This window comes from Planktothrix rubescens CCAP 1459/22 (assembly GCA_904830895.1).
Classification (GTDB): Bacteria; Cyanobacteriota; Cyanobacteriia; order Cyanobacteriales; family Microcoleaceae; genus Planktothrix; species Planktothrix agardhii.
Genome location: LR882958.1, coordinates 959,750 through 974,016, shown reverse-complemented (window position 1 = coordinate 974,016; position 14,267 = coordinate 959,750). Strand labels below are relative to the sequence as shown.

11 protein-coding genes are annotated in these 14,267 nt (G+C 36.6%); 4 read left to right on the top strand and 7 right to left on the bottom strand.

Annotation, left to right across the window (positions count from 1 at the left end; translation table 11 throughout):
• Positions 1–178 precede the first annotated feature (178 nt).
• Together NMG86_RS04600 and NMG86_RS04595 are read right to left on the bottom strand one after the other, a co-directional pair.
• Positions 179–2,866 carry a MinD/ParA family ATP-binding protein gene (locus NMG86_RS04600; RefSeq protein ID WP_026797115.1) on the bottom strand — a complete coding sequence of 896 codons (2,688 nt, stop codon included), beginning with the start codon at positions 2,864–2,866 and terminating at the stop codon, positions 179–181.
• A gap of 10 nt (positions 2,867–2,876) precedes the next feature.
• Positions 2,877–3,314, bottom strand: coding sequence for a hypothetical protein (locus NMG86_RS04595; protein ID WP_026797114.1), 438 nt, complete (start codon positions 3,312–3,314; stop codon positions 2,877–2,879).
• A 115-nt stretch (positions 3,315–3,429) separates the two neighbouring features.
• Between NMG86_RS04595 and NMG86_RS04590 the strand changes: the two genes are divergently transcribed.
• Positions 3,430–4,542 carry an IS630 family transposase gene (locus tag NMG86_RS04590; RefSeq protein WP_026797113.1) on the top strand — a complete coding sequence of 371 codons (1,113 nt, stop codon included), beginning with the start codon at positions 3,430–3,432 and terminating at the stop codon, positions 4,540–4,542.
• A gap of 165 nt (positions 4,543–4,707) precedes the next feature.
• On the opposite strand, the gene NMG86_RS04585 is transcribed toward NMG86_RS04590, so the two are convergent.
• Positions 4,708–5,289 carry a DUF1802 family protein gene (locus NMG86_RS04585; protein ID WP_043938838.1) on the bottom strand — a complete coding sequence of 194 codons (582 nt, stop codon included), beginning with the start codon at positions 5,287–5,289 and terminating at the stop codon, positions 4,708–4,710.
• Positions 5,290–5,361: 72 nt separating this feature from the next.
• Here NMG86_RS04585 and NMG86_RS04580 point away from each other — a divergent pair, with 72 nt between their 5' ends.
• Together NMG86_RS04580 and NMG86_RS04575 are read left to right on the top strand one after the other, a co-directional pair.
• The gene (locus tag NMG86_RS04580; protein WP_026797111.1) at positions 5,362–6,324 is read left to right on the top strand and encodes an aldo/keto reductase; all 963 of its coding nucleotides are present in this window, start codon (positions 5,362–5,364) and stop codon (positions 6,322–6,324) included.
• Positions 6,325–6,463: 139 nt separating this feature from the next.
• Complete coding sequence (locus NMG86_RS04575; protein ID WP_026796751.1) at positions 6,464–8,107, top strand: IS1634 family transposase; 1,644 nt, start codon at positions 6,464–6,466, stop codon at positions 8,105–8,107.
• Positions 8,108–8,493: 386 nt separating this feature from the next.
• On the opposite strand, the gene NMG86_RS04570 is transcribed toward NMG86_RS04575, so the two are convergent.
• Positions 8,494–9,594, bottom strand: coding sequence for a nucleotidyltransferase domain-containing protein (locus NMG86_RS04570; protein WP_026797110.1), 1,101 nt, complete (start codon positions 9,592–9,594; stop codon positions 8,494–8,496).
• A 119-nt stretch (positions 9,595–9,713) separates the two neighbouring features.
• Here NMG86_RS04570 and NMG86_RS04565 point away from each other — a divergent pair, with 119 nt between their 5' ends.
• Positions 9,714–10,052, top strand: a complete 339-nt coding sequence (locus NMG86_RS04565) for a DUF4870 domain-containing protein (protein ID WP_026797109.1) — start codon at positions 9,714–9,716, stop codon at positions 10,050–10,052.
• A 223-nt stretch (positions 10,053–10,275) separates the two neighbouring features.
• Here NMG86_RS04565 and NMG86_RS04560 read toward each other — a convergent pair whose 3' ends face one another.
• The 3 genes from NMG86_RS04560 to ltrA form a co-directional block, all read right to left on the bottom strand.
• Complete coding sequence (locus NMG86_RS04560; protein WP_043938840.1) at positions 10,276–11,247, bottom strand: bestrophin family protein; 972 nt, start codon at positions 11,245–11,247, stop codon at positions 10,276–10,278.
• A 45-nt stretch (positions 11,248–11,292) separates the two neighbouring features.
• Positions 11,293–11,778 (bottom strand): Crp/Fnr family transcriptional regulator, encoded by a 486-nt coding sequence (locus tag NMG86_RS04555; protein WP_026788858.1) that lies wholly within the window; start codon positions 11,776–11,778, stop codon positions 11,293–11,295.
• A gap of 183 nt (positions 11,779–11,961) precedes the next feature.
• Positions 11,962–13,701, bottom strand: a complete 1,740-nt coding sequence (ltrA, locus tag NMG86_RS04550) for a group II intron reverse transcriptase/maturase (protein WP_026797077.1) — start codon at positions 13,699–13,701, stop codon at positions 11,962–11,964.
• Between the last annotated feature and the right edge of the window lie 566 nt (positions 13,702–14,267).

Genomic DNA, 14,267 nt, shown 5'->3' with positions numbered 1-14,267 from the left:
CAATTTTATCTTTCTATACTATAGCAATCATAAACAAGCATTGTTATAGTTTGCAACTATCAACTTGTGTAAAAAATAAAGTTCTGGCTTTAATTTATTGAGAAGAAAAATAATTTTATTTATACGCTGTTTAAACAAATTAAATTCTGTGTTGGAGGAAATTGAGAAACCTAATTTACTACTTTCCACCTCTACGCTCCATCTTAAAACCGTATACATAAATATCAGCAAATCCATAACGTTGTTCTTTTTCTCGCCATTTAGCCAGACCAATTTCGCTTAAAAAATTTGCAAATTCATTGAAATCAGAATATATTTCCCGTGCGCTTTTCTGCCATACGTTCTCAAGTTGTTCTCTCGATGGTAAAGATTGAACACCTTCTAGGGCTTCAAAAAATTGGCATAACTCAGGATATTCCTGTTCAATTGCATCACAACGTTCTTCTGAAGCCTTTTCTAAACCAATCTCCAGAGAAGTTCCTCGGAGTAAACGATCAGTTGGAGTGTTAATTAATGTTTGTTCTTTATAAGTTAGCTCCTGCTCTTTTGCTCCTTGAAGTAAAGCACTTAAGCTGCGGGGAAATGCAGTACCATTTAAGTCGGATAAACGTTCGTAAACCCATCGATAAACATACTTAGCTTTACCGCCTCTTATTCGACGAATTCCCCACAATAAATCTAAGGCACGATTTAAGGTTTCTTCATTAGCATTATCAATATTTTCAACAGGTGCAGAACGATCTACTAAATTTTTAAAATCTCGTGATTGCATGGCTTGACGAAGGGCTAATCGCAAGAAATCTACCCTTGTCCACATCAAAAATAGATCCCGTCCATTGAAGTGACTTTTATTATCAAAGTTTAACCGATTCCAGATATCTTCCCGTAGGAATATTTTAAATCGAATTGAGGTTAACCGACGGGCATCGCAAGCCTGAATCAGTTGAAATAAACCCGTTAAAGCTTGTTGCCTAACTCCATTTCTTTCGGGAAAATCTTCATCTAAATCGTCATATAAAAGCCACAGGGTTTGATTTTTATCCCGTTCCTGTTCGTTCACAATATCTAAGACATCAGGTAAAACAAGTCTCAAATTTGAATCAGTTGATAATTGAATTAATACTTGGGTATGTTCAGACTGCCATTTTTCGCGTGATAGTGCTTTCAGAATTTCGCGTAAAGTTTCAAATTTAGGTTTCTGAATCCCTTTATCTGGAAGTTTTAAACTGTTTTCTTGGAATAATCGAACTATTAAGTAGGCTCGCCATAATTCTTCCCAACTTCCCTGATTTTCTTCTAACTTTTGATTGATGTATCGGAACTCGTCACGGGATGGACGACTATTCGTGAATCCTCCATGACCAGAAAGGAAAGTTACGGAATCTAATCGACCACGAGCTAACTGTTTAGCATTAGATTCATGTTTTAATAGAAGTAAGTAAAGTGCCGTTTTTCCCGTGCCTTTTCGACCGCGTATAAGACAAGTTGTTTCATCTAAAAATTTGTCAAAATTAGCAGTTTTCTGAAATAGCAAATCAAGATTTTGGCTGGGGTCAGCAGCATTTAATGGTTGAAATTGAAGGCTTTCGATAATTTTCCAGCGTTGTTTTGCATCTGTTCCCGTTAGAATTTCCTGTGAGCGGATTTGATTAGTTTCTTCATCAATTAAGTTAGCAATTCGATTGTAGTAATCCAATAAGCCCGTTACAGGATAATGATCGGCTAGAGCAATAGGTTGAAGATAAGGTATTACTAATGGTTCTGCTATTTCCGATTGAGACTCATCTGAGTCATCCCCATTTTGACTCAGTTCATCTTGATCTATTTCTCCCTCAATTACTTCGCGCAAAAGTCGCCAAAGCTTTGTAACTTTAGCCATTCCAGTATCGCTGAGATCGGGAACAGGTGAAAACACAAAGTTTATTGACAGTTTGCCAAAAGAATTAAGTGATTTTAGGAGAAGATCGATGCCTTGTCGATTTTGCTCATTTGGAAATAAAAATATAATCGCTTCATCAGCAGCTTGGAGTAGAGATAAAGCACCCCATTCATTGATTCCGGTACGCGAATCTACCAAGATAATATCTGGTTTTAGCTGTTCTTGAATTTCACGACTAAAAATAGACCAGAGGGTTTCACCATGATCAAGAATAGTAGTTGCTCGCAGATCATCAACTTTAGAAATATAATCAAGACTTAAAGAACCCGCAGGAACAATAAAGAGTCTTCCTGTAGCATCGGGTATTGTAACTTCACCAAATATCTTGGTGATTAAAATATTGGGTTCTAACCCTTCTGGTAAATAAGAACGTTCATAAAAATAATCGACAATACCGAATTCTGGTAGTGGGTTTAAGCTAAAAGCTGTACTTAAACCGGGTGCTTCTAAATCTAAGTCAACAGCCACCACTTTTCGACCGCGCATAGCCAAAATCCAAGCAACATGGGTTAAGGCTGTTGTTCGACCCACTCCCCCTTTAAAAGAATAGAATGTTACTGTTCGAGGAATGCGGGATTGAGGTTGAGGAGATGTGGATTGATTTTGTGGATTTGCTGCCCATAAAGCTAAATCTTGCCAAGTATTTATTGAGCTTCCATTTACAGGCTGTGGGGCTGATAAATTCAGGGATCGTGCTTCTTCTAATGTATATAAAGAAATAAAGCCTGGGGATATCTTAAATTGACTTAGGATGTTTTGTAATTGATCCCTTCTCTGTGGTAAAGATAATTCATTAAAGCGATCGCTTACAATCGTTAAATTCAGAAGTCCAGAAGTTGAAATATTGATGTCAGTCCATGCTTGCGGACTCTGCACATAAGTGTCCGTAAGCTGCCGTTTCAATGATAGTTGCCAGATTTCCTCCATATCTGCCTCTTTAAAGTTGAGTAGCTTGCTTCTGTAACCAACCTATGAGACTCTTGTATGCAGATAGCCACTGCTTATAATCTTCATCATTAGGTTCATTACTAGAGTAGCGCATATCTATAAAATGTTGATTTTTCGGATTTTCAACTGTGATTAACCATTTCATTACTTCCGGCAAATTTTGAACCCTAGTATGGAGTCGATTGTGACGCTTCAAAGCATCTTGAAAACTATGTCGTGGATTTGTGATTGTGTGTCCAGGAGAGTTATCGTCAGTTTTCCATTCTCTGCTTGAACCTTTGGGTAATGAAGCCAATATCATTGATTTTAGCAGACACTCTATGGTAACACCACCAAAGTGCATGGCGGCTACTTTTCTTGTAGGACGGGAACAAAGTATTTCAGTATCCTTATGACGCTCTAAAAAAGCAGATTGGTAATCTTCCATGTTTGCCAGAGGTTTTGTGAAAATGATCAATCTAACAAATAACTCTCTTGCTTAAGCTGTTCAGCATCTAAATAGGGTATAATGAAAAACTAAGTTTAGAAAAATCAATAAAAAGATGCCTGCTAAAAATCACTTAAATGAAAAGCAAGTAGAGAAACTACAGAAAAGATTGAAAGAGGAAGAAAATGGACAAATCAGAGAAAGAATCTTGATTCTACTATTGCTAAATGATGGTAAAAAACAAAGTGAAATTGCCAATTTTTTGGGATGTTCAATAAATAAAGTATGTTATTGGTGTGTACATGGAGATCCGGACAAGTTAGAAAGCCTGAAAGATGAAAGAATGAAAGGAAATAATAGAAAAGCCACAGATAAATATATAGAGATATTATTAGAAACTGTAGAAAAAGAACCGGAAGAATTAGGATATGAATTTGGGAGATGGACAGGAGAAAGATTGGCAACTTATTTAGAACAAATCACAGAAATAAAATTAAGTGGTTCACAAGTGAGAAGGATATTAAAGAAAAAAAAGTATGTTTACTTGTGGGCAAAGTATAGCTTGGAAGAGAAAAGAGATCCAGAAAAAAGGAAATTATTTAAAAATAAAATAGAAGAATATTTAAAAATAACAAAAGAAAGTCCAGAACAATTACAGGTATGGTTTTGGGATGAAAGTGGATTTAATTTAAGAGTAATAAAAAGAAAGAACTGGTGTGAAAAAGGAAAGAGAAGAAAGATTAGAGGAGACAGAAGGAAAGGAAAAGTTAATGTTATGGGAGGATTGAGGTACTCGGACAAAAAAAGATTTGTAGAATTTCTGGATAAAGGGAATGCAAATAATTTTTATCAAGTGTTAAAAAGTTTTTATCAAGAGCTAATTCATGAGTGGGTATTAGCGGGAAATCAAGCAGAAGAATTTGTAGAAAAAGGAGCAAAGATTGTCATTATTCTTGATAATGCAAGTTTTCACAAAAAAGAAGAATACCTAGAAAAAATTAAAGCAGAAATGCCTAATATCTATTTAGAATTTCTTCCAGAATATAGTCCAGATTATAATTTAATTGAATTGGTCTGGCATTCAGCTAAAGAATATATTGCTAATCGACTCTTTAAATCAGTTGATGAGCTAGAGTGTTTATTGCATCAGCTTTTAAATGAGGGACAGTTATCTATTAAATGGGGACGTAAACTTAAAAACAAAGGTAATGCTATAATCACAGTTTAAATGCATAACAGCTTATTATATTATTACCTAGATGTCCAGTTCTTCCGTACTTACTTAAAACTCCTAAATTGTTCTGGAGTTGACACCCAGGCTTCAGGGTTATCTCCCGTAGTAAGCCCTTCAGGGCTTTCTTAAAAAATATGAAATAGAACCCTGAAGGGTTCACTACGAGGGTTGAAGAATTTGATCAATAGTTGATACTTTTTTATCGTAGTCTTCTTGCGTTAACACAGGAACCATATTTTCTAATGAAATCCTTTCTTGTAACTCAATCCAAGACCGACATCCTCCATAACTTGAATGATAAGGAATATTATAAACTTTCTCAAGTTTATAGGTTCTCAATAATAAAATATAAAGGGGTTGATCGGGTTTGAATTGAAGGCGATCGCGCACAAATTCTTGATTAAAAATATGATATTTTATTAAGAAATTAATTAAAGATTCATTTTGAGCATTATTCCATGATAAAATATGAGTAATTTCAGCAAAACTACTAATTTTAACGGTTTCAGGATGCCAACCGGAAGGAACAGGTTGCACAAGATTTGCATATTCAGGTTTTAATAAAGTGGGTTTTTGATGTTCAAAGGTAGGATAGAGTAGAATTCTATCGTTATCTACCTTGAATTTTCCCCCATGTTCCCGAATTCCTCCTTTTCTCAATAACATAATTGTTTCACCCAGTTCTAAGGCTTGAATGGCAATATCCCATTCTTTTAAAGCATAATTTGTTACGGTTTCCATGATTTAACTATAGATGCTAATTTTTGCTAAAATTATATACAATAATAATAACCTACAACTGAGGAACTTAACATGAAAAAACGAACTCTGGGTCAATCTGATATTTTAATTACTCCAATTTTAATTGGAACTTGGCAAGCGGGAAAACGGATGTGGGTGGGAATTGAAGACGCAGAAACTATTAAGGCTATTCGTGCCGCCTTTGATGCGGGTATTACCACTGTTGATACCGCAGAAATTTATGGGGAAGGACACTCGGAACAAATCGTCGCCCAAGCGTTATCTGATGTCCGAGATCAAGTTGTTTATGCGAGTAAAGTTTTTGCTAATCATTTAAAATATGATCAAGTGATTGCAGCCTGTGAACGATCTTTAAAAAATCTGAATACCGATTATATTGACCTCTATCAAATTCATTGGCCTTCTGGATTTATGAATTCGGAAATTGTTCCCATCGCAGAAACAATGAAGGCTTTAAATCACTTAAAAGAACAGGGCAAAATTCGAGCTATTGGTGTTTCTAATTTTTCCCGTTCTCAATTAGAAGAAGCAGCACAATATGGAAGAATAGAAAGTCTACAACCCCCCTATTCTTTATTCTGGCGAAAGGTAGAAAAAGATGCCATGCCCTATTGCATTGAACAGAATATTTCGATTTTAGCCTATTCTCCCTTAGCCCAAGGATTATTAACCGGAAAATTTGGCTTTAATCATCAATTTGCCGAAGGAGATCATCGTTCTAAAAATAAACTTTTTGCCGATAAAGACCATTATCAACGGGTACAAAATGCCCTAGACCAATTACGCCCCATTGCTGAAGTTTATCACTGTACTTTAGGACAATTAGCGATCGCTTGGTTAATTGCTCAACCTCAAACTAACGCGATTATTGGGTTTAGAAATACCGAACAAGCCCAACAAAATACTCTGGCTGCTCAAATTCATCTTTCCCCCGAAGATATTGCAGAAATTGATAAAATTGGACGAACTGTTACCGATTATTTAGATGATAGTCCGGTGATGTGGAATTTTTAAAACCCACATTCCGCAGATATTTAAGCCAATTGAATTGCCAATTAAATTGGAATAAATAAAAGCCCAAATCATTATATGGCAATCATTTGGGCTATTTTCAATGTAGAATAATAATTAGAGTAGCTGAACAAATAAAAATATGAAAAACCCCCTAGAAGCGATAGAAATCGTGAATTTAGACCATTTAGGAATAGTAGCAGGCGTAATAGATGAGATGGAATTAGTAGAAGAAGTGAATAAAAAAGTGGGATTAAGAGGAAAAGAAGCCATAAGCCCAGGACAGGTAATGAAAGCAATGATTTTGAATGGATTAGGGTTTTTGAGCGCGCCGCTGTACCTATTCGAGAACTTTTTCGTAGGGAAAGCAACAGAACATTTAATAGGAGAAGGAGTAATAGCAGAGCAACTAAATGATGACAGAATCGGGAGAGCATTAGATAAATATTATGAAGTAGGAACAACAAATCTATTCACAGCAATAGCCCTAAAAGCCGCCCAAAAATTCCAAGTAGAAAAGGAAAGCGTACACCTAGATAGCAGTTCGATATCAGTAGAGGGAGAATACAAAAGTAAAGAAGAAGAAAATCAGGAAATAGAAGAAGAAATGAAAGCCATAAAAATAGTGCATGGATACTCAAGAGATAAAAGACCAGATCTGAAACAATTTATAATAGATATGGTAGTAAGCGGAGACGGAGATGTGCCATTATATCTAAAAATAGATGACGGAAACGCCGATGATAAAAGCGTATTTGTAGAAAGACTAAAAGAATTTAAAAAGCAATGGACATTTGAAGGAATATGTGTAGCAGACAGTGCATTATACACAGCAGAGAATATAGGAGCAATGGCAGGAATGAAATGGATAACAAGAGTACCATTAAGTATAAAAGAAGCGCAAAATAAGATTGTAGAGATAGAAGAGGAAGAATGGGAGCAGAGTCAAATAAAAGGATATAGAATAGCAACGAAATCAAGTGAGTACGCAAACATAAAACAAAGATGGTTAGTAGTAGAAAGTGAAGCCAGGAAAAAAGCAGCCCTAAAAAAAATATCAGAGCAAGTAGAAAAACAGTTAGAGAACGCCAAAGCATCACTGCGGAAGCTATTGAAACAAGAGTATGCTTGCATAGCGGATGCAGAGATTGGGATAAAAATGTTATCAGATTCGTGGAAATATCACGAAATAAAAGAAATAAAATGCACAGAAAAAGCCAGTAAAAAAAGCCAAAGTAAAACAGAAAAAGGGAATCAAGAAAAGACAATAGTTTATCAAGTAACAGGAGAGATAGAACCTAGAGAATCAGTGATAGAAGCGGAAAAAATCAAAGCCGGAAGATTTATATTAGCGACAAATATATTAGACAAGAAAGAGGTGAGTAATGAAAAGCTATTAGCCGAATACAAAGCGCAGCAAAGTAACGAGAGAGGATTTAGATTTTTAAAAGATCCGTTATTTTTCACAGCAAGTGTATTCGTGAAAAAACCAGAGAGAGTGGAAGCAATAGCGATGATAATGGGATTGTGCTTGTTAGTGTATAACCTAGCTCAAAGAAAATTGAGAAAACAATTAGAAACAGCCCAAGAAGGGGTAAGAAATCAGGTCAAGAAATTAACGAATAAACCGACGATGCGGTGGATATTTCAAATGTTCCAAGCGGTGCATTTAGTCAGGATAAATGGAGAAAACCAAGTGAGTAACTTAACCCAAGAACGTCAAGAAATATTGCAGCATTTAGGGAAAGATTGCTGTCAATACTATTTAATGATTCCTGGGGGATAAAGATTAAAAGAAAGGGGGAAATAGTTGTAAAAAATCTAAGTTATGAGTCAAGATGAGAACTCTTGGCTGAAAAGAATTTGGTGATAAAATACAAATATATTAAAAAAATGGAGTTCTATTTCTATTAAAAAATAGTAATTATTTATGTTTAGTTAAATAGCGGTAAACTAGCTATATAATTTGATAGTAAAGCCTCGGAAGTTCACCGAAAAATTGGAATAGGTTTCTATTTTTTAGAATTAGTGGAAAATTTGACCCCTATCTGCGGAATGTGGGTTAAAAGGTGATATTCTTAACCCATTCCCCATCACAGATTTAAGAGAATTACGCACATTAACCCTGCCCTCAACTTGATTAAGAGACAGATTAAAATCCGTGAAATCCCCTTAAATCTGTGATCCCAATCCTTGCCGAGATACTAATTCAATGCAAAGTTGATTCACAACTTCCGCATCTACCTGTTTTGGCAAGGTAGAATTTTCTGCCGCCTGGTCGAGTTTTTCATACAAACCTTTAGCTATTTCCATTACCTGATCATAAGAATATTTCCCTTTTTTGATGGCTAATAATTCCTCCGCATCTCCAGTTTCTCGACGGTCTACTATTAAAGATTGGGTTTCTAAGACCTCAATTCCGGTTTTTAATAGCCGAATTGCTTGCATGGCAAATTTGCAATCATATCCCACCTTAGCCTCCATTTCCGCCCGATCTCGATTGCGATTTTTCTTCCAATCCTGATAATGTTGGTATTCTCGACAAGCCCGTTGATACTGTTGACTTTTTTGCAATAATTGGATAAAATCATTAGAAGAATTAGACAACTTTTGAGTCATTTCTAAAGTAGATTCTGGTAAGGGATACTGTTTTAAAACTCCTTTAAAATCTATATCCGCCGTTAGCAGTTTATAGAGTTCCTGGGTGGGTTCTAAAAACTCAATGCGATCGCGAACTAACCCATATAAATACTCTAAAAAACCATTCATCTGACTAACGGTTAAGGGCGGTGTATCCACTAATCCAAATTCTGCCGCCGTCGGCTTCTCCGTTGGAGGATTCAATAACCAACGACGATGGGATTCTAACTTTTTAATTTGAGCATAGCCATAGCCAGAATAGGTTTGTTTGACTTTTTTAGATAAAAATATCTGACGATGTTCTCTCAATTGTTCTCCCACTTCCGTCAGATGAACATAGTCTTTAAACCATAATAATTCTAAAATATTAGGGTTATTATCAATCAAAAGTTTCAGAAATTTTTTTAATTCATATAAACAAGTATCTTTAGATAAAAAGGGGAACTTTTCTGTGGGTTCTGTCTCCCAACCTCGATCTTTTTGTTCAATGATATTAAATCCTAAATAATAGGGTTCGGTTGCAATAAATACCCCACGATAATCATAATCAGAAGCAGGGGTGTCCAGTCCATAACCTCTGGAACCCGTTAACGCCAGTAAAATTGTCCGGTTTTCAATCTCTAAACGGTTCATAAGGACAGAAATTAAATAAAGTGCGTTCTACTATTGTTGCTGTAATTTAATTTTGGTATAACACAAATGTTATCCAGGGTTGATATAATAAGTCAATTACCCTTTAAGGAGTGATCCTCATGGAACGAGATAAACGACTGATTCTATCGGCACTGAGTCATGGCGCAATCTTCTTTAGTGCTACTTTAGTCGCCATTGGGATTCCCATTGCTATTTTATTTTTAGTTCAAGATTCCGTGGTCAAAGCCAATGCGAGAGAATCCTTAAACTTTCATATTAATTTATATCTTTATGCGTTTGTATTTGGAATGCTGACTTTTTTATTAATTGGGTTTCCTTTATTAGTGATTTTGGGGGTTTTTAGTTTAGTCATGCCAATTTTGGCGATTGTTTCTGTTGTTTCTAATCCTGATCAACCCTATTCCTATCCTTTCATTTTTAGAATTATTCAAGACTAAGGGAATAGGGAATAGGGAATAGGGAATAGGGAATAGGGAATAGGGAATGGGTAATGGGTAATGGGTAAGTACCTAAACAAAATTAATTACACATCCTCCACCCTGTTCCCTCCCCCCCTAGCCCCCGTGCACGGGGGGTTTGGGGGCTGTTCCGGTGTTCCCTCTCTCAACTAGGTAATTTATTTTGTGTAACTACTTAATGGGTAATTGAAGGAGTACAAGTTTAGGTTTCAGAATCGGTAGGAGTCCTAAATTCCTGGGCGACTGCTGTATCATTAAGTTTAGATTTAATTTCTTGTTCATAATTCTGAACACTGGGGGGGAGAGAAATTAAATCTTGAATATTTCTTAACATTGTTTGACAAATTGCATCCAGTTGTAAATCATTTTCGTCATAACCAAAAGGATTCTCAATTTGGCGGGCAATTTCTTCAATTCCCAATAGGGTAAAGGTCATAATTGCTACGATTAACCCGGTAAATAGTCCTAAATTATTGACAATTTTTAATGGTAAAATCAAACAATAAATTAATAAAATTTGTTGTAGATGAATTTGATAAGCTAAAGGCAGGGGAGTTTTTGAAATTCGCTCACAACCTCCTAAAACATCTACCATGGTATCTAAGAGTTTATATAAAGCTGTTAATTGGTAGATATGAAGGTGATAATGTTTATTTTTATCCTGTAAATAATCTCCAATCCAAAAGGCAATTTCCAGAGGGGGATGGTTCATGGTTTGCAGTTTTGTATACTGTTCTGAAGAAGTTAAAGCCTCAATTTCTGAATTAACTTTTTCTCCCCTTAAATGAAGTTTAGTTGCTACGGCAAAAGCAACTAATAGTTTTAATGTGACGATTTTATGAGCGGTATCATTAACCTCTTTTTCAGGAACCATTAACCAGATTTGACGAGAAAAATTCCTAACGGTATTAACTAAAGTTCCCCAGAGTTTTCGACCTTCCCAAAATCGATCATAGGCTGTATTTGTTCTAAAAACTAATAATAAACCTAGAACCAAATCAGGAAAAATAAAATAACTAAATACTTCGGTAGGTAAGGGTAAATTCTGATGATCTAACAGAGAAATAATAATGCCCAATGTTGTACATAAAATCACACGGGGCATGATGGCTGGAATTACGGAATTTTGGATACGGAGTGTTAACTGAAACCAGTTTTTTTCGAGATTAGACATATAAGTTTTTGAACGTTTATCCTCCAGAAAATTCCTACTAACAGACTATCCCGCCGACGGTCGCAGTTCAATAACTTTATTACCCTCGACGGTCGGGGGAGAGGTAGGAGGGTTTAATTTTTGATTCAATTCTCGAATGCGTCGAGATAATAAACGAATAATATTAATCGCAATTCCGGGGGTTTCATCAATGGCATCATAGAGTTGCATTTGGGTTAATATTAAACATTCGCAGGTTTCTAGGGTGCTGACGGTGGCGGAGCGAGGTTCGGCATCAAATAGAGACATTTCACCGAAACAAGTCCCCTTTCCTAATTCGGCTAAATTGCGATCGCCAATGTGAACTCGTACCCGTCCAGAAACCACAATATAAAGCGCCCGTCCTTCTTGACCTTCAGTAAAAATACTATGTTCATTAGGAAAGGATAATTCATCCATAACCGATGCTAGACGGACTAAAAAATCGTCTCGCAATTCTTTAAAAATCGGGACACCCCTGACAAATAAAAGGCGTTCAACGCTAGTTAACATAGGTTTACTAAAAAATTAAAAAATTCACTTCTAGGAGGGAACACCGGAACGGGGAACAGAGAACAGGGGTAAATAGTTAGAGTCGATTAGGGAGTTACCCCCCTAACCTCTCCTTCAGAACCGTGCATGAAACTTTCGCTTCACACGGCTCCTTGATAACTCCACCTTTGTTATAGGTACGATTCAAAACGGGTTATTTTCATAATTCTCAACTATTGGTAATTGCTTACTTTTCATTAGAGAACCATCGTTTGCCGTCTTTGTGTCGTGACAATGTTTGTGTAGAAGTTGTAGGTTGTCATAAGTGTCTTTCCCACCTAATGATGTTGGTTTGATATGGTCAACTTCTACAATGTCTGTACTTGTGAAATACAAACCACAGTGAGGACAAATACCCTTTTGTTTATTGATTAATTTGGAAACTCTTGTAGAAGTTCCTGGGTATTCTCCACGTCGTTTACTCCAGTAAATCCAGTTACCATCAAACGGACTAACTTCGCCCTTAACCTTTATATGCCTTACGATTGGCGTACTAGCATGGGTGAGTAATTCCATTCCGTTTTCTGTACTGAAACACCAATTTTTGTCGCCTACTGCTCTCCAGTATTTGTCTTTATTGATGTTCCCTTTTCCCCTCGTTCTTGCCCATGCTCTTAGTTTGTCGTAGATTAGATTATCTACTTTTGAGAAGCATTCTTTGCTAATCACTGTTGAGTAATAATTTGCCCAACCTCTAATAATTGGATTCAGCTTGCTAATTAAGGCAGCTTGAGGTGAATTTTTATGGTTGTCTATTACTTCAGCTATTTTGACAAGATGAGCTTTGGTTTTGGTTTTTGAGGGTGTAATTAATGTTTTAAAACCTAACGGGATTCCTTCAGAGCTATAAGCCCCTCTGTAGTTTCCTACTTTGTGTTGTTGAGTATGGAATCCTAGAAACTCAAACCCAACATTTCCATCAATTTCATTGAGGGTGTGAGTTAGTTTTGTTTTACTTGGTTTTAATTCCAATCCCATATCACTTAACCAATCAGCTATTATCTCTTGACATTCCTTGACTACGTATAAATCCTTATGGATTATTACGAAATCATCGGCGTATCGGATTAGACTTAGGGTTTGGCGGTTATCCCGTTTTTTCCCTTTTAGAGTTTCTGCATATTGCTTAACTCTTTCTTCCATACCATGTAGGGCAATATTAGCAAGTAAGGGTGATATAACCCCTCCTTGTGGTGTACCTTCTTGGGTAGGAAAAAGTTCTTTTCCGTCACAGTATCCTGCTTTGAGCCATTTTTTTATTATTCGGCTTAATGTGGGATATGTGTGTATTTTGGAGATTAGTGCTTTGTGGTTTATACGGTCGAAGCATTTTGAGATATCAGCATCAAGTACATATTTGGGTTTTTTATTGATACTGGTATATATTGCTTCGATTGCGTCGTGACAGGAACGTCCTGGTCTAAAACCGTAACTGTTTGGCTCGAATTTAGCCTCCCATTCGGGTTCTAACGCTAGTTTGACTAACGCTTGTAATGCACGGTCGTTTATTGTGGGTATTCCTAATGGACGGGTTTCGGTTGTTCCGGATTTGGGAATGTTAACTCTACGAGTTGGTTTTACCTTTCCGGTTAACTTTAGTCGTCCTACAAGGCTCATACGTTGCTTTGGGGTCAGAGATTTAACTCCATCCACACCCGCCGTATTTTTACCTTGATTATCTTGTGTTACCCGTCGAACCGCGATACATTTTGCACTCCAGGAATTAATCAGGGTTTTCTGAAGTTTGCGAACTGCTTTAACATCGCCTCGTTCACTCGCTTGAAATATGCGCTTTTGCAACTTAAAAGTTACCTTTTCTAGCTTGCGCCAGTTAAGGTCTTTCCACTCCACCGTCAGATTATTCTGCGTTTTAGATATATTCATTGCTACTTGTTCTATTTCTTTGGAATTACCGAGCGTTTGTTAGCATATCCCTTGTATTACCAAGGGCATTCGCTTTTAACGCCATCCCGTCCCTATATATCATTCGTTAGCTACTTACTGGATTTTCGACCTTTTCCAGAGATATATAGGGGTTATTTCGTTCCGATTACACATTTGTTTGAAGTCTTTAGCGTGATGCTTTCCACCGGGTTTATTGGGCGGTGCTTATAAGTCAATGCAAAAATTGCTTATGCCCTATCCTTGCCTTTTGGCTTGGTGTTAATCAAGATAAAAATCTTGATTTAGCCATTTCACCATTCTACATAACGGTGGTTCGGACACATCTTTGCTTACGCTACGCATGGACTTCTTGCTCGATAGTTACCGGATTTGGCTACCAGTAGTTCTACCTTTTAACCCCGCTTTAATCTGTTGGTTGCTACCCGAACAAACTAGGGGTTATGCTTTCACCTCAGCACTTGAGGGATGGGACTTAACTCACAGAGTTTCACCCATAAATGTAATCAGTTATCACCAGTTTCATCAACTGGGTTAACCGTCCCGTA

Excerpts from the sequence above, each read along its gene's own strand:
- NMG86_RS04600 (WP_026797115.1), bottom strand. The coding sequence starts at position 2,866 with ATGGAGGAAATCTGGCAACTATCATTGAAACGGCAGCTTACGGACACT.
- NMG86_RS04595 (WP_026797114.1), bottom strand. The coding sequence starts at position 3,314 with ATGGAAGATTACCAATCTGCTTTTTTAGAGCGTCATAAGGATACTGAA.
- NMG86_RS04590 (WP_026797113.1), top strand. The coding sequence starts at position 3,430 with ATGCCTGCTAAAAATCACTTAAATGAAAAGCAAGTAGAGAAACTACAG.
- NMG86_RS04585 (WP_043938838.1), bottom strand. The coding sequence starts at position 5,289 with ATGGAAACCGTAACAAATTATGCTTTAAAAGAATGGGATATTGCCATT.
- NMG86_RS04580 (WP_026797111.1), top strand. The coding sequence starts at position 5,362 with ATGAAAAAACGAACTCTGGGTCAATCTGATATTTTAATTACTCCAATT.
- NMG86_RS04575 (WP_026796751.1), top strand. The coding sequence starts at position 6,464 with ATGAAAAACCCCCTAGAAGCGATAGAAATCGTGAATTTAGACCATTTA.
- NMG86_RS04570 (WP_026797110.1), bottom strand. The coding sequence starts at position 9,594 with ATGAACCGTTTAGAGATTGAAAACCGGACAATTTTACTGGCGTTAACG.
- NMG86_RS04565 (WP_026797109.1), top strand. The coding sequence starts at position 9,714 with ATGGAACGAGATAAACGACTGATTCTATCGGCACTGAGTCATGGCGCA.
- NMG86_RS04560 (WP_043938840.1), bottom strand. The coding sequence starts at position 11,247 with ATGTCTAATCTCGAAAAAAACTGGTTTCAGTTAACACTCCGTATCCAA.
- NMG86_RS04555 (WP_026788858.1), bottom strand. The coding sequence starts at position 11,778 with ATGTTAACTAGCGTTGAACGCCTTTTATTTGTCAGGGGTGTCCCGATT.
- ltrA (WP_026797077.1), bottom strand. The coding sequence starts at position 13,701 with ATGAATATATCTAAAACGCAGAATAATCTGACGGTGGAGTGGAAAGAC.